Annotated in this window: 22 protein-coding genes and 2 pseudogenes; 12 read left to right on the forward strand and 12 right to left on the reverse strand. The window is 69.7% G+C overall.

What is annotated here, in order from left to right; translation table 11 throughout:
- Positions 1–846 precede the first annotated feature (846 nt).
- From OG522_RS39250 to OG522_RS39270, 5 genes and pseudogenes are all read left to right on the forward strand, one after another.
- Positions 847–1,125 carry a hypothetical protein gene (locus OG522_RS39250; protein WP_329468231.1) on the forward strand — a complete coding sequence of 93 codons (279 nt, stop codon included), beginning with the start codon at positions 847–849 and terminating at the stop codon, positions 1,123–1,125.
- 375 nt (positions 1,126–1,500) lie between these two features.
- Entirely contained in the window at positions 1,501–2,787 is a 1,287-nt protein-coding gene (locus OG522_RS39255) for a cation:proton antiporter domain-containing protein (RefSeq protein ID WP_329468232.1), read from the forward strand.
- A gap of 439 nt (positions 2,788–3,226) precedes the next feature.
- On the forward strand, positions 3,227–3,403 hold the full coding sequence (locus OG522_RS39260) for a hypothetical protein (RefSeq protein ID WP_329468233.1): 177 nt from the start codon (positions 3,227–3,229) through the stop codon (positions 3,401–3,403).
- A 129-nt stretch (positions 3,404–3,532) separates the two neighbouring features.
- Positions 3,533–4,116 (forward strand): annotated as a pseudogene (locus OG522_RS39265) (TerD family protein).
- Positions 4,117–4,678: 562 nt separating this feature from the next.
- On the forward strand, positions 4,679–6,460 hold the full coding sequence (locus tag OG522_RS39270) for an ABC transporter ATP-binding protein (RefSeq protein ID WP_329468236.1): 1,782 nt from the start codon (positions 4,679–4,681) through the stop codon (positions 6,458–6,460).
- Positions 6,461–6,607: 147 nt separating this feature from the next.
- Here the strand turns inward: OG522_RS39270 and OG522_RS39275 are convergent, their stop codons facing one another.
- The 4 genes from OG522_RS39275 to OG522_RS39290 all read right to left on the reverse strand — a co-directional run bounded on the left by OG522_RS39275 (position 6,608) and on the right by OG522_RS39290 (position 10,847).
- Positions 6,608–7,726 carry a sensor histidine kinase gene (locus OG522_RS39275; protein ID WP_329468238.1) on the reverse strand — a complete coding sequence of 373 codons (1,119 nt, stop codon included), beginning with the start codon at positions 7,724–7,726 and terminating at the stop codon, positions 6,608–6,610.
- Complete coding sequence (locus OG522_RS39280) at positions 7,723–8,394, reverse strand: response regulator transcription factor (protein ID WP_329468240.1); 672 nt, start codon at positions 8,392–8,394, stop codon at positions 7,723–7,725. The genes OG522_RS39275 and OG522_RS39280 overlap by 4 nt, the downstream gene beginning before the upstream one ends.
- A gap of 541 nt (positions 8,395–8,935) precedes the next feature.
- The gene (locus OG522_RS39285; RefSeq protein ID WP_329468241.1) at positions 8,936–9,829 is read right to left on the reverse strand and encodes a methyltransferase domain-containing protein; all 894 of its coding nucleotides are present in this window, start codon (positions 9,827–9,829) and stop codon (positions 8,936–8,938) included.
- A 256-nt stretch (positions 9,830–10,085) separates the two neighbouring features.
- Positions 10,086–10,847: an SDR family oxidoreductase gene (locus tag OG522_RS39290; protein ID WP_329468242.1), complete on the reverse strand. Its 762-nt coding sequence runs from the start codon at positions 10,845–10,847 to the stop codon at positions 10,086–10,088.
- A 203-nt stretch (positions 10,848–11,050) separates the two neighbouring features.
- Between OG522_RS39290 and OG522_RS39295 the strand changes: the two genes are divergently transcribed.
- Positions 11,051–12,007: a helix-turn-helix transcriptional regulator gene (locus OG522_RS39295; RefSeq protein ID WP_329468243.1), complete on the forward strand. Its 957-nt coding sequence runs from the start codon at positions 11,051–11,053 to the stop codon at positions 12,005–12,007.
- Here OG522_RS39295 and OG522_RS39300 read toward each other — a convergent pair.
- Positions 11,976–12,491: a MarR family winged helix-turn-helix transcriptional regulator gene (locus OG522_RS39300; RefSeq protein WP_329468244.1), complete on the reverse strand. Its 516-nt coding sequence runs from the start codon at positions 12,489–12,491 to the stop codon at positions 11,976–11,978. The genes OG522_RS39295 and OG522_RS39300 overlap by 32 nt on opposite strands.
- A gap of 268 nt (positions 12,492–12,759) precedes the next feature.
- Here OG522_RS39300 and OG522_RS39305 point away from each other — a divergent pair, with 268 nt between their 5' ends.
- The 3 genes from OG522_RS39305 (at position 12,760) to OG522_RS39315 (ending at position 16,144) form a co-directional block, all read left to right on the forward strand.
- A complete protein-coding gene (locus OG522_RS39305; protein ID WP_329468245.1) occupies positions 12,760–13,830 on the forward strand; it encodes an alkene reductase in 1,071 nt (356 codons plus the stop codon).
- Positions 13,831–13,949: 119 nt separating this feature from the next.
- Positions 13,950–14,855 carry an NADP-dependent oxidoreductase gene (locus tag OG522_RS39310; RefSeq protein WP_329468246.1) on the forward strand — a complete coding sequence of 302 codons (906 nt, stop codon included), beginning with the start codon at positions 13,950–13,952 and terminating at the stop codon, positions 14,853–14,855.
- Positions 14,856–15,025: 170 nt separating this feature from the next.
- Positions 15,026–16,144: an alpha/beta fold hydrolase gene (locus OG522_RS39315; RefSeq protein WP_329468247.1), complete on the forward strand. Its 1,119-nt coding sequence runs from the start codon at positions 15,026–15,028 to the stop codon at positions 16,142–16,144.
- A 550-nt stretch (positions 16,145–16,694) separates the two neighbouring features.
- Here the strand turns inward: OG522_RS39315 and OG522_RS39320 are convergent.
- Positions 16,695–17,093, reverse strand: a complete 399-nt coding sequence (locus OG522_RS39320; RefSeq protein WP_329468249.1) for a VOC family protein — start codon at positions 17,091–17,093, stop codon at positions 16,695–16,697.
- Positions 17,094–17,194: 101 nt separating this feature from the next.
- On the opposite strand from OG522_RS39320, the gene OG522_RS39325 reads away from it, so the two are divergent.
- Positions 17,195–18,196 carry a helix-turn-helix transcriptional regulator gene (locus OG522_RS39325; RefSeq protein ID WP_329468250.1) on the forward strand — a complete coding sequence of 334 codons (1,002 nt, stop codon included), beginning with the start codon at positions 17,195–17,197 and terminating at the stop codon, positions 18,194–18,196.
- A gap of 184 nt (positions 18,197–18,380) precedes the next feature.
- Here OG522_RS39325 and OG522_RS39330 read toward each other — a convergent pair.
- Both OG522_RS39330 and OG522_RS39335 read right to left on the reverse strand, forming a co-directional pair.
- Positions 18,381–18,619 (reverse strand): annotated as a pseudogene (locus tag OG522_RS39330) (IS256 family transposase); the annotation flags it as partial.
- A 121-nt stretch (positions 18,620–18,740) separates the two neighbouring features.
- Positions 18,741–19,043, reverse strand: coding sequence for a helix-turn-helix domain-containing protein (locus OG522_RS39335; RefSeq protein ID WP_329468252.1), 303 nt, complete (start codon positions 19,041–19,043; stop codon positions 18,741–18,743).
- A 66-nt stretch (positions 19,044–19,109) separates the two neighbouring features.
- On the opposite strand from OG522_RS39335, the gene map reads away from it, so the two are divergent.
- Positions 19,110–19,880 (forward strand): type I methionyl aminopeptidase, encoded by a 771-nt coding sequence (gene map, locus OG522_RS39340; RefSeq protein ID WP_329468253.1) that lies wholly within the window; start codon positions 19,110–19,112, stop codon positions 19,878–19,880.
- Between the two features lie 480 nt (positions 19,881–20,360).
- On the opposite strand, the gene OG522_RS39345 is transcribed toward map, so the two are convergent.
- From OG522_RS39345 to OG522_RS39355, 3 genes are all read right to left on the reverse strand, one after another.
- Positions 20,361–21,299, reverse strand: coding sequence for a MerR family transcriptional regulator (locus tag OG522_RS39345; RefSeq protein ID WP_329468255.1), 939 nt, complete (start codon positions 21,297–21,299; stop codon positions 20,361–20,363).
- Between the two features lie 274 nt (positions 21,300–21,573).
- The gene (locus OG522_RS39350) at positions 21,574–21,990 is read right to left on the reverse strand and encodes an SRPBCC family protein (RefSeq protein WP_329468256.1); all 417 of its coding nucleotides are present in this window, start codon (positions 21,988–21,990) and stop codon (positions 21,574–21,576) included.
- A gap of 26 nt (positions 21,991–22,016) precedes the next feature.
- Positions 22,017–22,388: a VOC family protein gene (locus tag OG522_RS39355; protein ID WP_329468258.1), complete on the reverse strand. Its 372-nt coding sequence runs from the start codon at positions 22,386–22,388 to the stop codon at positions 22,017–22,019.
- 157 nt (positions 22,389–22,545) lie between these two features.
- Between OG522_RS39355 and OG522_RS39360 the strand changes: the two genes are divergently transcribed.
- Positions 22,546–23,361 (forward strand): helix-turn-helix domain-containing protein, encoded by an 816-nt coding sequence (locus OG522_RS39360; protein ID WP_329468260.1) that lies wholly within the window; start codon positions 22,546–22,548, stop codon positions 23,359–23,361.
- Between the two features lie 269 nt (positions 23,362–23,630).
- Here OG522_RS39360 and OG522_RS39365 read toward each other — a convergent pair whose 3' ends face one another.
- The gene (locus OG522_RS39365; RefSeq protein WP_329468262.1) at positions 23,631–24,482 is read right to left on the reverse strand and encodes an oxidoreductase; all 852 of its coding nucleotides are present in this window, start codon (positions 24,480–24,482) and stop codon (positions 23,631–23,633) included.
- Between the last annotated feature and the right edge of the window lie 158 nt (positions 24,483–24,640).

Raw genomic sequence — 24,640 nt, forward strand, 5'->3', positions numbered from 1 at the left:
GGTGATCTCTCGGATGTGCAGGTCGCGGGGGTATGACGAGGCCGGTCGGATGCGCGGCGGGCCCAACGACGCTCGGTTGCGGAGGTGACCGGCGGAGAAGTGGCGCCCAGCCGCACCTGTCCGCGCCGCCGTGTCCGACGCCCGCGGGCCCGTGTCGGACGGCGGCGCGCCGGCGCCGAGGTCGGCGGGGGCGCCGCCGGTGGTCAGGTGGGCCGGACTTGGCCGTCTGCCCCTTCCACGAGCGATTGCCGTTTGGCTCCTCTGACCCCAAGGGCGTCCGGCCAGGGAAGTCCCCACGTGGCGGGTGGTTTCCGGCCGACCGGCGGGGGTGAACCCGACGACTGTCGGATGGGTTCGCGATCACCGGTGCCCGACTCTGGAGTCATGGCACTGCGCCCACTCCTCAGGAGCTTTCACGTGATCGGCCACGGCGGCGGGGGCCGATGACAAGCCTTCGTCATGACCTGTGGCATCCGCGTATGACAGCGCGGTCACAGGGCGAGAGGGCGTGGATGCTTTCTCGGTGTCGCCGAAGGTACCGCCGTTGGTTGGCGGCCTTCGTAGCGGATGCGCCTGGCGGCATCGCCCCGGCTAGGGCGCCGAGAACCGAGGAGGCGTGTCGGCCTCCACCCCATTTGACCGTGCATCAGATCACCGGGTCCACTGCGCGCGAAAGGTGCGTCTGTGCCGCCTGCGCAGACCACTTGAGCGCTGGCCCCCACCGACGTCTGAGCGCTGCCGGTCACCGCATCTTCCCAACCAACAGGAAAATCTTCCATGACGTGTTTCTTCGACCCCATCCACGGCCCTGGCACAACGACCGTGGTCTGGTTCCCGTAGTGGGGCGTGTCCCGCCCCGTGCACGCCTGCGGTGCCTGCGCGCAGCGGGTGCAGACCACCCCGGCGCCCTACTACACCCCGCCCCAGCCGGGATATCCACAAGCTGATTACGCGCAGGCACCGGGCTACCCGCAGCAGGGCTACCCGGCTCAGGAAACGGCTCCCCAGCAGCAGAACGGACGCCGCTTCGGCACGGGAGCGCTGCTCGGCGCCGGCGCGGCCGGTCTCGTCGGCGGTGCACTCCTGAACGAGGCGATGAGCGACGACGGTACGGATTTCGAGTGACCGAACGACGCGGCGTGGGGCCCCACACGGAGGCCGCGCCGCGTGCGGGGCAGCGTGGCCGGGCGGGCATGTTGGATCCACCGGGGGACGACTCGATCCGACCGACTTCGTGGACCGTCGGGCGCCGGCTGCGGCTGAAATGGCTTTCGGCTGCGGCTCTTTCTCCAGTGGCGTGCTGAACAAGGCAGGGTGTCGGCCGGCCAGGATTTCGCGTGCTGTGGCTTCCACACCATTCGTGTAGAGGGCGCGAAGTGGCGGGTGACATCGGCGCGGGCGCTGGACTTGGCCGCGCCGCTCCTGCACTGATAGCGAGACCGCCCTTCTACGTGCCTTCGGTTGAGTGGGCGCTACCTGTTCCCTTGTGATGGATTCGCCATGATTTTTGTCCTGATAGTGATTACCGCCGCGGTGGCCGGGTGGTCGCTCGTCGCTGGGCGGCTGGAGCGGTGGCACGTGCGGGCGCCCCTTGTGCTGGTGCTGGCGGGCGCCATCACCGGCGTGTTCACCCAAAGCCACCTCGCTGCCACGATGAACTCCGAGGTCGCCCAGCACGTGGCGGAGGTCATCCTGGCGGTCCTGTTGTTCGTCGACGCCACGGAGCTGCCGGGCGGACGGCTCTTCGGTCACGACCCCGGCTCGGCCGCGCGGGCGTTGCTGGTGGCCATGCCTCTGAGCTTGCTCATGACAGTCCTGCTGGGAATGTGGCTGCTGCCGGGGTTGCCACTCGTGGTGCTGCTGCTGATCGCGTGCATCGTCGTTCCGACGGACTTCGCCCCGGCCGAGACCCTCGTACGCGATCGACGCATCCCCGAGAAGGTGCGCAGCGTCCTCAACGTCGAGAGCGGCTACAACGACGGGATCATCTCGCCGCTCTTCCTGTTCGCGCTGATCCTGGCCGGGTCAACGTCCCAGCCGCGCACCCCTATGGAGGCGCTGGGCACCGCTGGGCCGTTCGCGGTGAAGGCGCTCGTGGTCGGCGGCGTGGTGGGGGCGCTGGTCGCGTGGCTCATGAACCTGGCCGACCGCGCGGACTGGACGACCGGGCAGTCCCGGCGGGCGCTCGTGCTGATCACACCGCTGTTCGCCTACACCTCGACGGTGGCGGTGGACGGGAACGGCTTCGTGGCCGCGTTCGTGTGCGGGATCGCCTTCCGGTACGTTCGGCAGGCACCGGCCCGACGGCATGGCGCTCCGGCTCCGGCCGCCTCCGACTTCCAGCTCATCGAGGACACCAACTCGATGTTGACCATGGTCATGTGGTTCTTCTTCGGAAACGCCGTGGTGCTCGCCCTGAGCGAGGGCATCGGATGGGGCACGCTGGTGCTCTGTGTCGCCGCACTCACCGTCGTGCGGATCCTGCCGATCCTGTTCGCCTTCCTTGGCTCCCGGTTCAGCTGGCGCGAAAGGCTCATGGTCGGCGCGCTCGGTCCGCGGGGCACGACCTCCATCGTGTTCGGCCTCCTGGCCTTCAACGCTCTACCGCTCGGGCCGTACGCCGACACCGCCCTCGACGCCATGACGCTTGCCGTGCTCGGCAGCGTCCTGCTTCACGGAGGCGGCTCAAGGGGTATCACGCGGCTCCTGGCGGCAGAACCGACTCCCGCACCACCGCGCCCTGCACTGCCGGGCACGACTGAATCGGCGCGGCCCACCACAGGCTGACGAACAACGGCGTCTCCAGCCGCAGTTGGGGCTTCGCCGAGCGGCATCGACTGCTCGGGAGACGGCTTCCCCGGCGCCTCGTGGACCTTCACGGGGCACTGACGCCCCACTCGCATGACGAGCGGCCGCGGCGGTGCGCTCCATGCGACCCGCTGCGGCCGCTCGCGTCGCGTTCGGCAACGTCTCCGGGCCGGAGGAGCCTGCCACAGCCCGGCGGGAGGAGCAGCCTCACAGGGGGCTGCGGGCCCCGCCGGGTGGCGGGGTATCCGCGGCCACGTGGCGGGGTGTGGCCGGACACCTGCCGGATACCGGCTGATCGGGCGGTTGGCGAGGGTGGAGACATCAGCCAGTCCGCTTCGGCCCAGCCGAAACGCGGTGCTGGTCCTGTCCGACGTGTACACCGCACCCAAGGCGTACTCGATCACGCAAGGAGACCGCGATGTTGACGACCGTCCGCCGCACCCTGTTCGCCGGGGCCCTGGCCGCCGCGCTGGCCGTCCTCGTCACGGTCGTCGCGCTCGGCGCCCCCGCCGACGCGGCCGGGCAGGGGCAGGGCCGTCTCGCCCTGATCCACGATGTGCTTCACGGCCACGGGATCGGCCTGCCTGACAAGTGAGAGGCACCGACCCCTCCCAGCCTCCGCCACCGCACCGCTCGGGCGGAAGTGCCCTCCGCGCGCGGGCGGTGGGCCCCCGGGCGCCTTGGCCGGGCGCCGTCCACCCCGAACCGAAGCAAGGAACCAGCCGTGACCGTGAACCTCACCAGGGGCAGCAGATCAGCCTGACCAAGACCGATGGGCGACCCCTCGCCCTGGTCCGCATGGGACTGGGCTGGCAGGCCACCCCGCGGAACGGCCTTCTCGGCCGGTTCATGCCGCCACGCGACATCGACCTCGATGCGTCGGCGGTGCTGTTCAGCGGCGCCCACTTCATCGACGTCGTCTACTTCAACCACCTGGTCAGTGACGACGGTGCGGTTGAACACTCCGGCGACAACCGCACCGGCGGCACTGGCGCGGGCCGCGACGGCGAGTTCATCCGCGTGAACCTGCCCCGGGTCTCGGCCCACGTGGACCAGATCGTGTTCGTCGTCAACTCGTTCAGCGGCGAGACCTTCGAAGCGATCGAGAACGCGCATTGCAGGCTCGTCGATGACACCACTGGACAGGAGCCGGCCCGGTACACGCTCGCCGAGGGTGGCCCACACTCCGCGCAGATCATGGCCAAGGTCGTCCGCAGGGGCGCCGAGTGGCACATGGTCGCCATCGGCCAGGCCGAGTCCGGCCAGACCTTCCAGGACCTGCTCCCTGCCGTGGCCCGCCATCTGTGACGGCCCCGGGCCACCCCAGCGGCCGCCCGGCCCGCGCCCGCACACCGCGACCCCACCGCCGTCCGCCGCCTCGGCCGGCCCATCCCACGACCCACGCTCGCGCCCCGGGCGGAGCCATGGCGTAAACCGAGACTGCCACCGGGCCTGTGTCTCCCGGCGGCTGCGCACCATCGCAGATCAGCCCCGCCGGTGCGCCCCGGAGCTTCCCGCCTCCTTCGAGCGGCCGGAGGAATTCGAAGAGTTCGTTCGTGTGCGGCGGGCCGCACCTGGCCCTCGGCCGTGAAGCTGGGGGCGGCGGGCGCACTGCTCGGAGTGATCGTGGTCGTTGCCAACGCGCCCATCAAGTAGCCGTCCCGAGGCCTCCGTTGACGGCTCAACGGGCCGGAGACCGGCCCGTCGGCGCGGTGGCCCCGCCGCTCGGCGAAGCGATCGCGAGGCGGGAGGCGATGAGATGGAGAAGGCCCACAGGCAGGCCCCGAACCACGACCGGCCTGATACCGGGCGGCCTTCGGGCCCCGGGACCGGGCCGGCAGACCGACAGAGCGCAAGAGAGAGACATTCAGTGAATACCGCATCCGACCCGTCGACGACGGGTGCTGAGCCCCTGTCGGCGCGTGAGACGTTCAAGGCGCTGTACGCGTATGCCCGGCCGCACCGGTGGGTCATCGCGCTCGGTCTGCTGTGCGCGCTGATCGGAGCCGCGGGCGGGCTGCTCCAGCCGCTGGCCACGAAGGCGCTGGTCGACAGGCTCCAATCAGGGCAGACCATCGCCACGATCCTGCTGTCCCTCACCGCGCTGCTGCTGGTGGGCATGGTGTCCGAGGCGCTCGGTACCTACGTGCTCGAACGGACGGCGCATTCGGTCGTGTTGTCCGCCCGGCGCTCCCTCATCGGACGGCTGCTGCGGCTGCGGCTCACGGAGGTGGAGCGGATTCCGCCGGGCGATCTGATGTCCCGGGTCACCTCCGACACGACGCTGTTGCGCGCGGTCACCACGCGGGCGATCGTCTCGGGAGCCACGGGCGCGGTGGCGTTCGTTGCGGCGATCGTGATGATGGCGGTGCTCGATGCCGTGCTGCTGGGGGTGACGTTCGGCGTGCTGCTGCTGGTCGGCATGGGCGTCGCCCTGGTCATGCCCAAGATCTCGCAGGCCACCGAGCGTTCACAGGAGGCGGTCGGGGAGCTCTCCAGCGGCCTTGAGCGGGCCTTCGGGGCGTTCCGTACAGTCAAGGCCTCCGGTGCCGAGGAGCGGGAGATCGCTCGCATGCAGGCAGCGGCGCAGCGGGCCTGGCAGCACGGCGTGGAGAGCGCGAAGTGGGAAGCGGTGGCGTCGTCGGCGCACGAGATCGGCCTGCAACTGGCGTTCCTCGCCGTGCTCGGGGTCGGCGGGGCGCGGGTGGCGTCCGGGGACATACCCGTGTCCACCCTCATCGCCTTCCTGCTCTACCTCTTCTACCTGATGGAGCCGGTGTACAAGCTGGTCGACGCGGCGACCGAGTACCAGGAGGGGGCGGCCGCGATCTCCCGGATCACGCAGGCCGATCGTCTGTCGGCCGAGCCGCCCGCACAGCAGCGGGCCGCCACCCCGGCAGCGGTGTCCCGCCCGGCGTCGGTCCGCTTCGAGGACGTCTCCTTCCGCTACCGTCCCGACCTCGCGCCCGTCCATCACGAGGTGAGCTTCGAGGTGCCGGGGGGCGGGATGACGGCCTTCGTCGGCCCCTCGGGCGCGGGCAAGTCGACGGTCTTCGCGCTCATCGAGCGGTTCTACGAGGCGACCGGCGGCCGAGTCCTGGTCGACGGCGAGGACGTACGCGACTGGTCCCTGCCCGAACTGCGCTCCGCCATCGGCTATGTGGAGCAGGAAGCCCCCGTACTGGCCGGCACGCTCCGCGAGAACCTGATCTTCGCAGCGCCTGGCGCGAGCGATGACGACATCCGCGAGGCCCTGACCCGGGCGAAGCTCGACAGCCTCGTCGAGCGCCTCCCCGATGGACTGGAGACCCTGGTCGGACACCGCGGTTCCAAGCTGTCGGGCGGTGAGCGCCAGCGCGTCGCCATCGCCCGCGCCCTGTTGCGGAGGCCCCGGCTGTTGCTCCTGGACGAGGCGACGTCGCAGCTGGATGCGGTCAACGAGCTGGCCCTGCGGGACGTCATCGCCGAGGTGGCACGCGAGACCACCGTGCTGGTGGTCGCCCACCGCCTGTCGACGGTGGTCAACGCGGCCCGGATCATCGTGATGGAGGCCGGACGGGTACGGTCCGTGGGCACCCATGAGGACCTGGTGGCCCAGGACGGTCTGTACGCACAGCTGGCGGCCACTCAGCTCCTGGCCCCCGCGCAGTGACCTGCGGGTCATCCGGTCGTCTGCTCTGCCGCCGCGTCGGTTCTGCAGAGGCGGCTCGCCACGGTGCGGATGGCGCCGCAGTACACCATCTGCCCCGACAGGCGGCAGGGACAACACGTCCCGCCGGGCAGCCGGGACCGCGGCGGTTCAGTCCGTGGTGAGTGGGATCCGTAGCCGCACCCGGTAGCCGCCCTCCAAGGTAGGGCCCGCCTCCAGGCTGCCGTGCAGGATCTCGGCCCGCTCCCGCAGTCCCACCAGTCCCTGCTGCGAACCGGGGAGGGGCAGGACGGGACGCGTGGGCGGGGTATTGGTGACGGTCACGCCGACGTCCTCGCCGTCCTGCCACAGCTCGACCGTGGCTGTGGCGCCGGGGGCGTGCTTGCGCACGTTGGTCAGCGCCTCCTGGACCGTACGGTAGAGGGTCCGTTGGGCGGGGGTGCCCACGGTGGCCGGAAGCTCACCCGTCAGATGTGCCTGGGTACCGCTCGACGCCACGAGTTTGTGCAGGTCGGCCAGGGTGGGCTGGGGAGTCAGCTCGGTGGCACGGCCGCCGGAGGCGCGCAGCAGTGTGACCATGGTGCGCAGTTCATCGAGCGTGGTGACGCACAGCGAACGGATCGTGCGGGCGGCCTCCTTGGTTTCCGCGTCCTTCGCGGCGACTTGCAGGGCTCCGGCCTGCACCGCTATCAGACTGACCTGGTGGGACACCACGTCGTGCATCTCGCGCGCCAGCTGGGCGCGTTCGTGGGCGAGCACCGCCTGGGCATGCAGGGCCCGCTCGTGCTCCTTGGCATCCTCCACCTCGACAAGACGCCGCGCCAAGTCCCTCTGGGACTGGACGAGTTGACCGAAGAGCACCGGAGCGGCAGCGGTCGCCAAGCTGTACGCGAACGCGACGAAAGTCATGGGCTGAACAATTCCCTGACCATCGTCATAGGGCCCCGCGATACTCCCCACGACGGCGGACGCGGCGACGCACGCTGCCAGAAGACGCCGGTCGCGGGAGCGTTCGGCCAGGCTGAACAGTGCCACGAGCGGAGCGACGGCGACTTCCTGGAGGAGCGTGGCCGGCAGGGAGAGCACGAAGACGGTGAACGGGAACCTGCGCCGGAAGGCCAGCGCGGCGCAGCCGAGCGCGGCCAGAGCGAGGCTGAGCTGCGACGCGTCCCACAGATTCAGCAACATGTCCATGGTCGCCACCGCCACCACGGCGAGATCGACGACCGGGGCGGGCACACGCTTCCACAGGGTGCGCGCGCTGGTCACCTTCCGCCCCCCGGTTGCGGGCGCTCGTCGAGCAGCCCGGCCCGCTGTGCGAGCAGCGCGGCCTGGACGCGACTCGATACCCGCAGCTTCGTGAGGATGGCGCTGACGTGGTCCTTGACGGTCCCGGCGCCCAGATGCACGCGCGTCCCGATGTCGGCGTTCGACAGGCCTTCCGCGACCAGGACGAGGACGTCGCGCTCGCGGGCGGTGAGCAGCCGGACGCGAGCCGCCTCCTCATCGACGGCCGCCGCGGTGCCGGGGTGGCTGCGCAGCAGGGTCCGGGACGCCTTGGGGGACAGTACGACGCCCCCCGCGGCCAGGGTGCGCACCAGCTGGGCGAGCTGGTCCGGCTCGGTGTCCTTGAGCAGGAAACCGGCCGCGCCGGAGTGCAGCGCGGTCAGGATGTACTCGTCGGCGTCGAACGTCGTCAGCATCGCCACGACCGGGGCGTCCGGCATCAGCCGCAGCTCCCGCAGGACTGTCAGCCCGTCGACGTCCGGCATGCGGATGTCCAGCAGAACGACATCGGGCCCCTCCCGCAGTACGGTCTCGACGGCGTCCCCACCGCTCGCGGTCGCGACGACCTCGATGTCGTCGGACGCCCCGAGGATGAGCCCGAACCCGGACCGGACCAGTGCCTCGTCGTCCACCACCACAACCCGGATCACCCGAGCACCGCCTCACCTTCGTCCATGCCGTCCCACCCCGTCACCTCGACTTTAGGGCGCTGGAGGGTCGCAGCGGCCCGCCCGGCGGCAGCTCCACCCACCCGGCGGGGTGACACCCACCGGTCGGCAGGGGCGCCATCTCCAACTGCCCTGACGCGGAACCGGCCACCGCAGGCAGCGGATCCCATTCACCGCCGAGAGCTCCGAACCATCAGACCTCAGCCGTGACCGGTCGCGGCCCCGCCCCGCCCGCCCGCTCTTCGATCCAGGGGTGGTGACCGTCCGGCCCGTTGGCGGAGTCGACCCACGGAGCATGTGGCGAGTGCTGCGGCACCGACAAACCTGTATCGGTGGCCGGCGCGGCCGACTCGGATTTTCACATCCGGAACCGGTAGCTGTTCGAGCCCCGCGTACATCGCGGTGATCAGCCGCCGGTCGGCGTCCGGGTGGCCGGGGCTTACCCGGCGTCCGCATGGTGAGCTGTCCGGCCCGACTCGACGAACAGCACGGTGGACAGGTCGGACAACGCCTGGATCCGTACCTAATCGAGTGCCGACGGGGGCTCGGCCGGGCGGCGTCCCCAGGCCGAGATCAGCGGCGCGAGTGTCAGGTCGAGTTCGCCGGCGTGGATGGCGGCCAGGTGCGAGTCGATCTCGGCGTCGTCGGCCAGGCCTGCCGCGAGCAGTTCGCCGCGTACGTGCCGGATGGTCGCCGCTTCCAGCCGGTCGCAGGCCGGCCCGCCGAATGGGAAGAAGCCCTCCGCGGCGACATCGACCAAGCCGGCCTCACGCAATGCCCGCGGCAGTGTCCGGCCGTAGCGCAGGTCCGCGCCGCGGCGTGTCAGCAGCTCCCGGACCGCGTCGCGCAGCCGGTTGGCCCGCCGCTGCGCGGGGCCGCTGTCGTCCAGGCATGCCAGTGGCTGCAGAGCCGTATCGGCGTCCTCGACCAGCAGCCAGCCGCCGGGCCGTAGCGCTGCCGCCATTGTGGCCAACGCCCTTGCCCGGTCAGGCACATGGACCAGCACGAGCCGGGCGTGCACCAGATCGAACATGCCCGGCTCCGGGGGTGGATCAGCGGCGACGTCGTGCTTGCGGACCTCGTACCCGTCGCCTGTCTTCAGCCACGACGGGTCGATGTCCGTGACCAGCACGTGCCCGGCCGGACCGACGGCCGCTGCGAGCGCCTTCGGGATACTGGGGCCACCGGCCCCCACTTCCCAGCAGCGCGAGCCGGCCCCGACCCCCAGCCGCTCGAAGTGCCCGCGCGTCACACCGTCGAACAGCTCGGCCAGCCAAACGAATCGCTCGCCCGCCTCGGCGCGTGCGTTGTCCAGCAGATACCCGCGGGCGGGAGCGGGCTCTTCACCGAGCGCGCCAGTCCCACCTGTCGGATCCGATCGGCCACCGACGTGCGGCGGGCGGGGCGAGGAGGTCATGACCACATGGTCAACCTTCCCGGGCCACCAGCGCCACGACGACGGGAGAGGGATGTCTCACACAGTCGGCGAACTCCGTCTCCGTAGTCGACCTCGATGCCGTTGGTCTCGCGGAGGAGGGCAGCGAGGTCAGCGGGCAGTGGATGGCCGAGGGGTGCGCAGCGAACGAGGCTCCGGTGTCGTTGGGGGAGGTGTTCGAGGTCTCAACTCACCGGCAGGGGAGCCTTGTTGGTTCGCTGCCCCGCCGCACTCGACCTCAGCCTTGGCGGCTGGGGAGCATGGCCAGGGCCTGGGAGCGCTGTGCGACGAGGTCGTCGTAGGTGCCGTCGCGCTCGGCCCAGCGGTGCGTGAGAACCCGCTCGACCAGGATCTCGTCAGGGGTGGGGTTCTGCGAGAGCAGCTGCATGACCTCGGTGGCGAAGACGTCGAGCGGCAGTGCCTGCGGGTTCACCTTCTCCTGACCTGCCGTGGCGACGGCCGGGGGGACGAGTTCGACGACGCCGACGCCGGTGCCGTCCAGTTGTGCGCGCAGTGCCTCGGAGTAGGCGTGCACCGCGGCTTTGGAGGCGGCGTAGGTGGGCATGGGCGGGAACGGCAGGAAGGCGATGCCGGATGTGACGGTGATGAAGGTGCCGGCGCCGCGGTGGACCAGGTGTGGGGTGAAGGCGTCGATGACCCTGATGGTGCCGACCAGGTTGGTGTCGATCGTCGTCTGCGCCGTCTCGAAGTGCGCCGGGTCGCGCAGGTCCTCCAGGAGCATGACGCCCGGCATGGTCACCACGGTGTCCAGCTCGGGGTATCGGTCGAGTACGGCGTCGCGGGCACGTGCGACGGAGGCATCGTCGGTGACATCGATGCCGAATGTGCCGATGCCTTCGTCGGAGAGTTCAGCGAGCGCCTCTGCGCTGCGACCGCCGACGGCCACGGTGCTGCCCGCTGCGGCGAACCGCCGGGCCAGTTCCCGGCCGATGCCGGACGTTCCGCCGACGATGAAAACGGTGCGGTTGGAGAGGTCCACGGGGTCTTCCCTTCAGTTGAGAGCGCTCACGGCGTCCGGGCCCGCGGCGCTGCTCAGCGGTGATCCCTGTCCTTATCGAACAGTGATCTCAAACAGTGACGTCGCCAGTCTTGACCGGCTCCGCCGAGTGCGGCAGGGCCCCCGTCTTCCCTGGTCCTGCCAGGGCCCCCGCTGAGACGTACGCACCGCACTACCGTGGAGTCGTGAAGGACGAGGCATCGGACAACCAACTCGGCAGCTACCTCCGCGCCCGGCGTGAGCTGATCTCTCCGGCCCAGGCAGGGCTCCCGCCCGGCGGCAACCGCCGCGTACCCGGCCTGCGCCGTGAGGAAGTTGCCCTGCTCGCCGGAATCAGCCCCGACTACTACCTGCGCCTGGAACGGGGCCGCGACAAGAACCCCTCACCCCAGGTCCTCGGCTCACTCGCGCGCGTCCTGAACCTCGACGACGTCGAGCGGACCTACCTGCTCGGCCTCGCGGCAGCACGCCCCAGGACACCGCGCCGCAAGCGACCCGAGCACGTGCCGGTACGGGTGCACCAACTCCTCGCCCACCTTCAGATCCCCGCGTTCGTCGAAGGGCGCGCCTTCGACGTACTGGCCTCCAACCCCATGGCCGTCGCCCTCTCCCCACGTCTGCGACCCGGCGAGAACCGGCTTCGTTCCCTCCTCCTCGACCCGGAGGAACAGGCCTTTCAGCAGGACTGGGGGAAAGCCACCGCCGACTTCGTGGCCGCCCTTCGCACCACCATCGGGGACGACACCGACAACCCCCGGTTCGTCGAACTCGTCGGAGAGCTCGCACTGTCCAGCCAGCGGTTCCGCACCCTGTGGGCCCGACACGACGTCCGCAACCTCGACGGCGGCACCACCACCGTCCACCACCCCGTCGTCGGTGAACTACGGCTCCACCGCGACAAACTCCCCATCGACGACGTCATCCTCGTTGTCTACTACCCCGACAAGGACAGCGACAGCGACGAGAAGCTGCAACTTCTCGCCGCACTCTCACCCACCGAACCCACCGACACAGCGGACAGCAGGACGGCAGACACCCCCCCGGTAGACGACACGTTGACGAACACCGGCTGTCCGGCGGCGCAGCCAGAACGGCTGCCGTGGTGCGCCCTCAGGCTCCGAGCTGTGCGGCTGTGCGGGTGAGTCGCTTCTCGATGTCTTCCAGGGCGCGTAGGACGGAGGCCTGTTCCTCGCGGGTGGTGTCGCCGACGGTGGCGTCTTCGAGCTGGCGCCACAGCTGTTCGACTTCCTTGCGCAGCGCGTGGCTGGCGGTGGTGGCCTCGATGACGGAGGCGCGTTTGTCGTCGGGGCAGGGGGAGCGGCGGACGAAGCCGGAGTGTTCGAGGCGCCGGATGGTGCGGGTCATGGTGGCGGCGTCGGAGTCGAGCAGGCGGACGAGGTCGACCTGCCGCTGTGGTCCGAGTTCCCACAGCTGCATCATCACCAGCTCCTGGCCCGGGTGCAGGCCCACGCGGCGCAGGAGGTGCCCGGCGATCATGCGGTGGGTGCGGGCTACCCGGAAGATCGCGTGGCTGATGGGTCCTCCGCCGGCTGCCGCGGGCAGGGGGATGGCCGCGTCGGCCGAGGCCGGGGAGCGGCCCTCGCTGCTGGCTGCGGATTCCGCCATGGTCTCTGACACTCCTGCCTCATGGTGAATGTTGCTCGAACAGGATACCTCTGCCACTTCCGGCTCTCCGATTCATCTTCTCGCATTCATGCGCAAACTGGACCGAATCTGTCCGTTTTCGCGGCCGTTGTGACAGGAGTCACGTCGTTTGCGGAATGCCGCCGCGAGATTTACTGTTCGAACAGGTAAATCGCCGGGTCGCACCAGGGACCCGCCAACAGAGGCCGTCGCGGCCACTACAGCACCCCCCTCGTGAAGGGCTTTGATCATGACCACCGCTTTCGATCCGATCGTCCTGGGCGGCCGCCGCCTGGCCAGCCGCGTCGTGATGGCGCCGATGACCCGCAGCCGCGCCTATGGGCCGGGCTCCGAGCCCACCAAGCTGATGGCGACGTACTACGCGCAGCGTGCTGGCGCCGGCCTGATCGTCACCGAGGGCATCCAGCCCTCGGTGACCGGCCAGGGCTACCCGAACACCCCCGGGCTGCACACGTCCGGGCAGGTGGCGGCGTGGCGGCAGGTGACCGACGCGGTGCACCGCGAGGACGGTGTGATCTTCGCGCAGCTGATGCACACCGGCCGGATCGGCCACCCGAGCCTGTTGCCCGAGGGCCTGGTGCCGGTGGGCCCGTCGGCGGTGGCCGCCAAGGGCAAGGTGTTCACCCACGAGGGACCGAAGGAGTTCGTGACGCCGAAGGAGTTGAGCGAGGCGGAGATCCGGCAGACGATCGCCGACTTCGCCGACGCGGCCCGCAACGCGATCGAGGCCGGGTTCGACGGGGTGGAGCTCCACGGAGCCAACGGCTACCTGATCCACCAGTTCCTCGCTCCGAACACCAACCGGCGCACCGATGCCTGGGGCGGCGGGGCCGAGGGGCGGATCCGCTTCGCCGTCGAGGTGACCGCCGCCGTGGCCGGGGCGATTGGCGGCGACCGGGTGGGCCTGCGGATCTCGCCCGGCAACCGGTACAACGACATGGCCGAGCACGACCCGGCCGAGACCTACGAGGCGCTGATCGGGAGGATCGCCGGCCTGGACCTGGCCTACCTGCACCTGATGGAGGGCCCGGACCGCGGCCTGACCGCGCGTCTGCGCAAGGTCTGGCCTGGCACATTCGTTCTCAACCCGTTCACCTACCCCGAGGTCACCGGGCCCGAGGCGCTACAGCTGATCGAGGACGGCGCGGCGGACATGGTGGCCTACGGGGCGCTGTTCCTGGCCAACCCCGACCTCCCGGCCCGCCTGGCGGCCGGCGGCCCGTTCAACAGCCCGGACCAGTCGACCTTCTACGGCGGCGACCATCGCGGCTACACCGACTACCCCGCTCTCACCAGCTGACGAGGCAGCCCCCGTGGCCCAGGCCTTCGGCCTGCCGCCGGGGCGTCCCGCCGCTTTGACCCCACTCTTGTGACACGGATCACTTCGCATCCCGTGTCCTCCTCTCCCTGGAGTTTCCGATGTCCAAAGCGATCACTTTCTCCGAGTACGGCGCGCCCGAGATGCTGCGACTGTCGGAGGTCACCCCGCCGACGCCGGGCCCCGGGCAGGTCCGGATCAAGGTCAGGGCCGCCTCCGTGAACCCGATCGACATGAAGATCCGGTCCGGCCTGATGGCCCGCATGGCCCCGGCCGACTTCCCCGTGATCCCCGGCCTGGACGCGGCCGGTGTCGTCGACGCCGTCGGCGAGGGAGCCGACGCGACGGTGGGGGACGAGGTCCTCGGCGCCACCGTCGGCGGCAGTTACGCCGAGTACGCCTTGCTGGAGGGGCCGGTGGCCAAGCCCGAAGCCCTGTCGTGGGAGGTCGCCGCCTCACTGGTCACGGTCGGCCTGACCGCGGCCCGCGTCCTTGCCCAGTTGGGCGTGCGGGCGGGCCAGACCCTGCTGATCCACGGCGCCGCCGGCAGCGTGGGCGTCATCGCGGTACAGCTGGCCGCCGCCCGCGGGATCACCGTCATCGGCACCGCCGCCGAGCGCGACCTGGAGCGCGTCACCGCCTTCGGGGCCACCGCGGTCCGCTACGGCGACGGCTGGGTGGAGCGGGTGAAGGCCGCCGCCCCGGGCAGCGTGGACTTCGTGTTCGATGCCTCCGGCGCCGGTGTGCTCGCCGACTCCGTCGCCCTGACCGGCGACGCGGGCAAGGTCATCACCATCGCCGATATGACCGCCGCGCAGCACGGCGTGCGCTTCAGCGCCGGTACGTCCGAGCACGTCGGGGAGTCCCTGCCCGCGCTGGTGCAGCTGGCCGCCGCCGGGAAGCTCACCGTGCCCGTCTGGCGCGCCTTCCCCCTGGCGGAGGCGGCTCGGGCACAAGCCGACGTGGAGGCTCACCGCAACCGGGGCAAGGCCGTCCTGGTGCCCTGACCCCCCCTGTGCCGCCGCCTCGCGTCGCTGGAACGGGCGAGGTGGCCCCGGGGCCGCAGCCGGGCATCCCCCGGCCGGTTGCGGCCCCACCTCAAGCCCAACCCACGCATGCCCGCACCGGGACGCACGAGCTGGAAGGCCGAACCGATGGCACTGGCCAACCTCGCCGCATGATGGCCGATGCGGACGCGGCCGCCGCGTTCGCGGTGCTGGGCCAGAAGTGGAACGGGATCATCCTGCACACCCTGGCCACCCGCCCGGCCCGCTTGGGTGAACTACGGCAAGCCCTCGGCTCCATCAGCACCAAGATGCTCGCCGACCGGCTGCGCGAGCTGGTCGGCGCGGACCTGGTCACCCAAGCCCAGCTCCCACTCGGCTCCGCCACCTACACCCTCGCCCCGACGGTCGGCCCTGCTGCCCGCCCTGGCGCAGATCCGCTCCCGGTCCAAGCACCGCAGCACCTGGCCCCGCCACCTCCCCGAAGACTGGAAATTCCCATGTCACAGCGCGCCCTGCCCGAAGCGACCTTCGCCCGCACCGTCCTGGGCTCCGGCCCCGGCCTCGCCCTCGCCCACGGCGCCGGCAGCAGCATCGACAACACCTACGGCCCGATCCTCCAGGGCCTGGCCGCCCACCACACCGTCGTCGGCGTCGACTACCCCGGCAGCGGCGACACCCCCCGCTCCACCACCCCGCTGCGGCTCGACGATCTGGCCGACCAGCTCGTCGCCGCCGCCGTCGCCGAAGGTCTGGAGACCTTCGCCGCGGCGGGCTACTCCCTCGGCGGCCTCGTCGCCATGCGCGCCGCCGCCCGTCACCCCGAACGCGTCAGCGCCCTCGTCCTGACCGCGACCCTCCCGTACCACGACAACCGGCTCGCTCTCGCCACGCCGATCTGGGCCAAGCTCGCCGAGACGGACCGCGAGCTGCTGTCCAAGTTCCTGGTCATGATGGCCATGGGCGCCGACGCGCTGGAGTATCTGTCGGAGGAGCAGCTCCAGCAGGCTCTCGAAATCACTGCCGCGAACATCGCCGACGGCACCCCCGAGCACGCCGAACTCGCCGGCCGGGCAGACGTCCGCGACGACCTGCCGCACATCAAGGCGCCCACTCTGGTCATCTCCACCACCCAGGACTGGTTCACCTCCACCCGCCTCCACCGGCAGATCGCCGACACCATCCCCGGCGCCCAGCTCGTGGAGATCCCCACCGGGCACCTGCCCATGGTCGAGCGCCCCGAGGAGTGGCAGAAGCTGATCACCGACTTCCTCGCCAAGCACAGCGCCTGACATCAGTCGCGCCCGGCCCGGACCGCGGAACTCATCCGCGGTCCGGGCCCGCGCCGACAAGAAGTCCGGCAAGGACGACGACCACCCTGAGCTTCGGGCGTGTCATGCCCTTCCTCCAGCGCGGCGGGACCTCGGTGGTCCCGGTGGTCCCGGTTCCGGTCTTCCCGGGCCGTTCGGGACCTGGACCGAGTAGGGGGCCAGGAGCACAAGAAACCGAGAACGTCGCCCCGGACGACGCCGAGCTCTCCGCCTCGGCGAAGTAGGCCGGGACCCGGCCGAGCACGAGTCAACCGGACTGCACTACTGAAAAATCGCCAAGATCATCCCGTGGCGGCTATTGGGTTCACCTTGGCTCGACCTCCACCACAGGCGCCGACGGCCCAGCGTGTGGCTCACCGCAGGAGCCAGGCTGCGGGGAACGCCAAGGGCGTTCCTGGACAGCCAAATCAGTCGAGTGCGGCCCTGTGACCAGTGACAACGAACCTGGGACGTTTCCCAGCAAGGTTGGACCGACGGCAAGCCGTGCGCCTGGCGGGCAGCTGTGCAGTCCTCAGCGAGCGAACTTCTCGATGGCGGCAGGCGTGACGGGGGTGAAAAAGTTGACGAGGTTGCCGTCGGGATCGCGGAACAGGAGCGCACGATTGCCCCAAGGCATCGTGGTGGGCTCATTGACGAAGTCCTCCACGAAGCCGGTCAGGTTCTTGTGCACGCTGTCCACGTCGTCGACAAGGAACTCAAGGATGACGCTGTGGTTGTCGGCAGGGCGGGCTGAGCCGGGTGCGAACAGAGGGACCGTGCGGGTACTGCCGATCGCGAGGGTGGCCGAGGCTGTCCTGAGCTCAGCGAAGTCCTCGGTGGACCAAGTGGCAGATACGCCGGTGGCACGCTCGTAGAAGGCGACGAGACGGGCGACGTCGCCCGTGATGATGCGTACAGAGACAAAGTCCATGGGTCTTCTCCTGGCGGATCGGTGCAGGTCGGTGCTTCTGACCGCACGCTACGGCGAATACCGGGCGGAACCCGCCCGGTATATGCGGAAGACTTCTCGGCATGCCTCGCCCTACTGCCCGCGTACTCACCCTGCTGGAGCTTTTGCAGTCGGGTGGCATCCGGACCGTGACCGAACTGGCCGACCGGCTCGGCGTCGACGAACGCACCGTGCGGCGCTACGCCACCCACCTCCTCGACCTCGATGTCCCCGTCGAATCGGTGCGCGGTCGCCACGGCGGCTACCGGCTCGCCCCCGGTTACCGCATGCCTCCGCTCATGCTGAGCGACGACGAAGCGCTCGCCGTGCTGCTCGGCCTGCTCGCGGGCCGGCGAGCAGGCCTGAGTACGGCCACGAGCACGGCGAGCGAGACCGCGGCTGCCAAGATCCGGCGAGTGCTGCCGGAGAGGCTGCGCCTCACGCTCGACGCCGTGCTCGGCTCCCTTGCCTTCACGACCCCGCCCGGCGAGACAGTCCCCCCGGATTCTGCGGTTCTGCTCCCGATCGCCGACGCGGTGAACCATCACCGGCCGATCTCGATGCGGTACACAGCCGCCGGCGGCCGACGCAGCGAACGCACACTGCATCCGTACGGGCTCGTCGCCCACTCGGGCCGGTGGTACGTAACGGGAGCGGATCTCGCGTCGGGCCAGGACCGGACGTTCCGGTTGGATCGCATCGCCGGTGTGAGGGCGTTGCCCGGCTCGTTCGAACCACCCGCCGGACTCGACCCGGCGGAGCGCGTCCTGACAGGGCTCGCCACGGCCCCGTACCGGCATGAGGTGACCCTGCGGATCCAGGGCACGGCCGAGCACATCCACACCCGGCTTCCCGCCGGCGTCGCGATCGTGGAGGAACTGACGTGCCCGGACGGCGCAGATCCGCAGACCGAGCGCTGGTTCCGCGTCGAGTTGCGTGTGGACAGGCTCGACTGGCTGCCAGCTGTACTCGCCTCGCTGGACCGGCCATTCGTCATCGAACGCCCGGATGAGCTCCGCGGTCTGGTCGAAGCTCTCGCCGAGCGGCTCACGAACTCCGCCCGACGAATCCCACCTCACCCATGACGGATCGGCAGCCCCCGTACCGGCCAGCCCCTGAGCCCCTCGGACACGACACGTGGACTGTTCGGCGCCGTCGCCACCGCACCGCCGGTGGCACGACACTCATCCACGGGCACCCGTCTGCCAGGTGGGTGGCCAATTTCGCAGTGCCGCATCGGCCATCTGGGGACGCTCGACGAGGTGGCTCGCGTTCGAAACAGGCTCCGGCGCGGACGAGGGCGATGGGGGGTGGGGTGCGTTCACCGCCGGCCGGCGGGCCTGGGGGGACTCAACCAGCTTGAAGACCCTGGCCAGTTCGGCAGCCCGGCTGCGCCCTCCCTTGGTGGCCTTCGTCCGTAGGTGCACGGTGGCGAATGCCGACTCGATGGGATTCGTCGTTCGCAGGTGGATCCGGCGCTCGGCCGGGAAGTCGAAGAACACCAGCAGTTGCCCTCGTCATCCGTGATTTTGTTGACGGGCTCTGCTGTCATTCCCCGGCCACGTGCCGATCACCAACCAAGACCCCACGTTCGATCCACAACCGAACCTCTGGGTACGGCCACGGCCCTCAGGACGCCAGCCGCTCTCGTGCGTAGTGGCGGGAGTCGATCGGTCCAACGCCACATTCGGGCCGGCTGATTTCGGTCCACACCGCGTCGAGGGAGAGGCCGAGGACATCGGCGATCGCCGCGATGGTCGGAAAGGCGGGGGTGGCCACGCGCCCCGTTTCGATCTTCCGGAGGGTCTCCGGTGAGACACGTGCGGCGAGCGCTGTATCGAGCATCGAGCGCTCCCCCCTGGCTAGACGCAGCAGGGCGCCGAGTCGCTGTCCGCGTTCGACCTCTTCGGGAGTAAGGGGCAACCTGACCATGACCCCGATTCTAATACCGGTACAGTATTGCCGGTATAGTTATTGGTATAGCGAGAAGGACGCCGCATGATCGAGATCCTGAACCACACCCGTCTGACCCGAGCAAGAGACACAGGCGCCCTGGTCGCCCACATCCTGCAGACGCTGAAGAGCCGTAGCACGATCGGCACGAACCTTCTGGACATCGACCAGTGGGCCAAGGCCATGATCGTCGAGGCGGGAGCTACGTCCTGCTACGTCGACTACGCGCCATCCTTCGGACGCGGCCCGTTCGGCCACTACATTTGCACGGCCGTCAACGACGCTGTGCTCCATGGAAAGCCGCACGACTACACACTTGCCGACGGCGACCTGCTGACACTCGACCTCGCCGTCTCCAAGGCCGGGGTCGCCGCAGACGCCGCCATCAGTTTCATCGTAGGTGACACCAAGCCTCCGGAGAGCGTCGCGATGATCAGCGCAACTGAACGCGCGCTGGCGGCGGCGATCGCCGCCGCCGGGCCCGGGGCCCGCGTCGGCGACATCTCCCATGCCATCGGCACCGTCCTCAGCGAGGCGGGCTACCCCATCAACACCGAGTTCGGTGGTCACGGCATCGGATCGACGATGCACCAGGACCCGCACGTTTCGAACACCGGACGGCCCGGCCGCGGATACAAACTGCGCCCCGGGCTGCTGCTGGCACTGGAGCCGTGGGTCATGGCGGACACCGCGCAACTCGTCACCGATGCCGACGGGTGGACACTCCGAAGCGCGACAGGCTGCCGGACAGCACACAGCGAGCACACGATCGCCATCACCGACGATGGAGCCGAAATCCTCACCTTGCCGGCGTAAACGCAGCCATGAGGCGGGAGCCCTCGTCTTCTCTTTCTCCAAGCACCCTGCGGGCATGCAACGGCCCGGCCCGCTGCATGACTTGTACGGCGCCGTACCGCTGCGCGACAGGAAGATGCCGGACACCGCCGAGGCCCGCAGCCTGTTCTCGCAACCGGTGGACCCACTCCCTTTCGCTTGGATCAAGGCTCAAGGCGATTGATGTCAACGGCCATTAAGATGCCCGGGCGGGCGATCGTTGGTTGTCCGGGCTGATGGCCATCGGAAATCCATGCCTGCGGCCAGCGGCGAGCCTGAGGAGCGGCCGCCCGCCAGGGCCTTCGCCGACAGGCCCATGGGTGGGGCGGTCAGTGACAGGTCCGTGAGCGGGGCGGTCAGTGCAAGGGGACCAACGCCCTTGCCGGTGAGGGCCTCGGCTGCCCACTTGCTCTGCGGTCCCCCACCACTTGCGGCAGACGTGTTCGGGGGCTGCGCGGCGTGCTATCTGCTCAGCTGCGAGCGCAGAGCGGTGATGAACCAACTGAAGACCGGCGCGAGAGCAGGAGGTACTGGCCAGCCGTTGATGGTCGACAGAAGCTGCCAGTAGCGCTCCGCTCTGGGGTCCGCGCCGGTCTCCAACCGAGTGACGAGCCATTGCCGCAGGTCGGCATCGTCAGTGCGTCCGAACGTCTCGGCATAGAGAACGGTGAGAGCGTCGACAATGGGCACCGCCCGGTCGGACGTCGGCTGGATTCCTGCTGCGAGAGCTTCGCCGACCTGCTCACGCACCGCAGTGGTCAGATCGTGGTGCAGGCCGGTGGTGTCGCCCTGCGCCCGCTCCGCTGCCTGGTGTTCGGCCATCCGTCGGACGGCGGCCCGGAAGTCCGTGTCCTGGCAGAGTTCTGCCAGTTCCACCCATGCCTCGACCTGTTCGGGAGCCGGGTCGTCGGGGAGTTGGGGCATGGCCGAACGCATCATGGCCACGAACTCCGGGTTGGCGTCGAGATCGCCGAAGGTGTCATCGATGAAGTCGTTCACCAGTCGCTGTCGTTCGCTGTCGGAGAGTTTGGCGAGTGTGTGCATGAGATCCAATTCCTCGGGTGTAGCGCCACGCTTGGCTACCGCTCTCAGTACTGATCGCCGCAGACGAAGCGTACGAATCTGCACGTCCAGGGCATCGGCGTGCGCCGAAGCCACCTCGGGGACGGAGACTTCCCGGTCGAGCACCTTCCTGATGGCGGAAAGATCCAGCCCGAGGTCGCGCAGGGTGCGTACGAGATCGAGACGTGTGACGGCGTCGATGTCGTAGAGCCGGTAGCCAGCCGGGCTTCGGTCAGTCGGCGGCACGATTCCCGCGTCGGAGTAGAACCGAATGGTCTTCACCGTCAGCCCGGTTCGCCGGGCCAGGTCACCAATCGCGTAGAGCGCGTCACCGTTCATGTGCTTCACCTTGCTGTCTCCCCCTACTGGAGACTCAAGCGGTTAAAACCGCCGGCTGAACGAACCAGGCCTTCAGAGTCCCGACAGGGATCGCGCCAGATCTCCCGAAGCGCCGTGCGTCCGGCCGCTACAACCGGCGCGGCGGCGACAACTCTTCCCCCACCGCCTGGCTCGACACCAACCCACCCCGTAACCACGCCACATACCGCGGCAGTGCGGCCCGGAACGCTTCCCCGTTCCGGGCTGCACGCTTGTCCTGGCCTGGTGTCGCCGGTCAGCCGATCGGAGTCGCCTCGTGGTCCAGCGTGTGCTTGATGACGCGGAGTCCCTGATCGACCATCTCGGCGATGGGTGCACCGAGGCTTTCCGGCGTCACATCGATGATCCAGACGAAGCGGCTGCGGTTCCCCTCCCCGGCGAGCACCTGCATGGAGGCGTGGTGGTGCGTGGGTTCCAGGGAGCCGCCGACCACTGCGTAGGCGATGCGCCGGGTCTCATCGTCGATGTCGACGATGAGTTCGCGCACCACGGCGCCGTTGGCGAAGGTGACGGTCCTGATGTCGCCGTCGACGCGGGTGTCGGTGACATACCCCGGTGCGAGGCGGTGGTGGACCTCTCCGAAGTCACGGACCGCCGCCCACACGTTGGCTGGGGTGTCATCGATCAGCACTTCGCGATGGATGGATGCCATGGATCTGTCCCTTCTGGGTGGATCGGTCAGTCGCCGGCCGGGGCAGTGGCAAGACAGAACGGGTGGCCCTCGGGGTCGGTGAGGACGATCCACTGGCCCTCACCCGGCTGGAAGTCGGGCCGGGACGCACCCAGGGCGAGTAGTTCCTCGGCCGCGGCGTCCAAGTCGGCGACGGTGAAGTCGAGGTGTATGTACGTCGTGCCTTCGGGCCAGTTCGGCACCTCGTAGCCGTCGACGCGGACGAAGGCGAGCTGGACCGGAGTGCCACTGCCCAGGGAGGCGAAGTCCTGGTCGCTGTGGGTGATCTCCCACCCGGTGGCCTTCTGGTAGAACGCGGCGAGCGTGGCCGGGTCGGCACAGTCGACGACGACCGTGCTGAGCTGCTTCAGAACAGACATGCCGATGACTCCTGGGAATCGGTAGGGAATGAACACAGCGGCGTACGGGGAGCGCGCAGGCCCTCGCACTGTGCAAGCGTCCTCCCGGCTGCGGGCCCGGTCTTGAAGATCCTTGCAACGGGGCGTGGTTGTCAGACCTCCCACGTAGCGTGCGAGGGTGCTCACAGCCATTTCTGTTGCCAGCCGCCCAGACTTCGACATCAGTGCGGTGACCTGCCGTTCCGACCACACCCGCTGGTCGGCGCCGGAGGTGCGTGCCGACTACCGCGTGGTACTCGTGCGCCGCGGGCGGTTCCGTCGGAAAGCGGCAAGCAGTCCAGCCGACCTCGACGCGACCCTCGCCTACGTGGGCACACCGGGTGAAGAGGAGAGCTTCGCCCATCCCACCGGCGGCGACGTTTGCACATCGATCAGCGTGGCACCGAAGCTGTGGCGCTCCCTCGCCGGAGACGCCGAAGTACCGGCTGCCCAGGTCGTCTACGTCGATCCGCACCTCGACCTTGCCCACCGCCGCCTGCTCGCCGCCGCACGCTCCGGAGACGTCGACTACGCACTCTCCGAGGAACTGCTGGCCCTTCTGTCCACCGCCATCGGTCGCACCGCGACTGGACCGACCCCGCTCGCTCCCACCGCCTCCGGGCGCGACCGACCCCTCATCGCGGCCGCCCGCGAGGCGATCGCCGAAGCCCACCCCTCGTCGGACACGCTGTTCTCGCTCGCCAAGCAGCTCGGCGTCTCCCCCTACCGCCTGAGCCGGGCCTTCCCACGCGAACTCGGCGTGACAGTGACCCACTACCGCCAGCGCGTCCGCATCGGCAGGGCCCTCGACCGCCTGGAGGCCGGAGAGAACAGCCTCAGCACCCTCGCCGCCGACCTCGGCTACGCCGACCAAGCCCACCTCACCCGCACGATGCGCCAATACCTCGGCCACACACCGGCGGCCCTTCGCCGTCTGCTCACCCCAGCACAGTGACCCGCTTACCCGGAGCATGGTCCTTGCTGAGCGCCGAAGAGCTGGTTGCAGCGAGGCCACAGCGCGTGCCGTCGCGTCACGGGACGTCGGCCTCCCGGCAGCCGGGAATCATGCAGCGTCACATGACTGTCTCTTCCGGGTTGCCAGGGTGCGCTGGAAGGTGTGAACGGCTACGAGCAGGCCCGGCTGTGGTGGACCAAGAGCGAGCCGACTTGGTGATGACGGGCGCGCCGTCGAGGCCCGCGCCGGGGGCCCGGCAGCGAGTGAGGTTATGCGGACCGGCTGACGTCGTCGAAGTCGGTGGAGGCCGAGAGCTCGGCCCATGCCAGCATGTCGTGCTCGAAGGCGTCGCGTCCGGCCCGGACGAGCCGAAGCGCGTCGTTGCCGAGCAGCAGTCGCGCCGGCGGCCGGTCGGCCGCCACGATTCGCAGCACCGCGGCCGCGGCCTTGTCCGGGTCGCCCGGCTGGGTCCCGCTGCCGTGGATGCGCCGGGCGCGCAGCGGCTCGAACAGCTCGTCGTAGTCCGCGATCGCACGGGGTGCGCGGATCATCGAGCGCCCGGACCAGTCGGTGCGGAAACTGCCCGGCTCGACGGCGGTGACATGGATGCCGAAATCGGCGACCTCCTTGCCGAGCGTTTCGAGGATGCCCTCCACCGCGAACTTGCTGCCGTGGTAGAAGCTGAGGCCGGGCATGGTGATCAGGCCGCCCATCGAGGTGACGGCGATGATGTGGCCCGCACGGCGTTCCCGCATGTGCGGCAGCACGGCCTTGATCACCGCCACGGTTCCGTAGACGTTCACCTCGAACTGACGGCGAAGGTCATCCATCGACGACTCCTCGAAGAGGCCGTCATGGCCGTACCCGGCGTTGGCGACGAGTACGTCGACCGGGCCCAGGTCGCGCTCGGTCTCGGCCACGACCTTGTCCACCGAGTCATGGTCGGTCACGTCCAGGATGCGGGCGTGCGCGTCGCCGGCGAGCGCCTCAAAGGCCCGTGCGTCGGCGGGGGTGCGTACCGTGCCCACCACCCGGTGGCCCGCGGCCAGCGCCGCGTGCCCGAGTGCGCGGCCCAGGCCGGTGCTGACGCCGGTGATCAGGAATGTCTTGGTGTCCGACACAGGAGTTCCCTTCGTACGATGCGAACGGAGACCGACCGGGGCGGTTGGGCCCCGGTCGGTCTCGACACGTTCCACTTCAGCACCGGAATCGGCCGCTGAACGGCTTCCGGGGGGTCCGCTTCGCCCCGGGGAAAGCCGGACCGGGGGACTGTCAGTCC

Source organism: Streptomyces sp. NBC_01431, assembly GCF_036231355.1.
Lineage (GTDB): Bacteria > Actinomycetota > Actinomycetes > Streptomycetales > Streptomycetaceae > Streptomyces.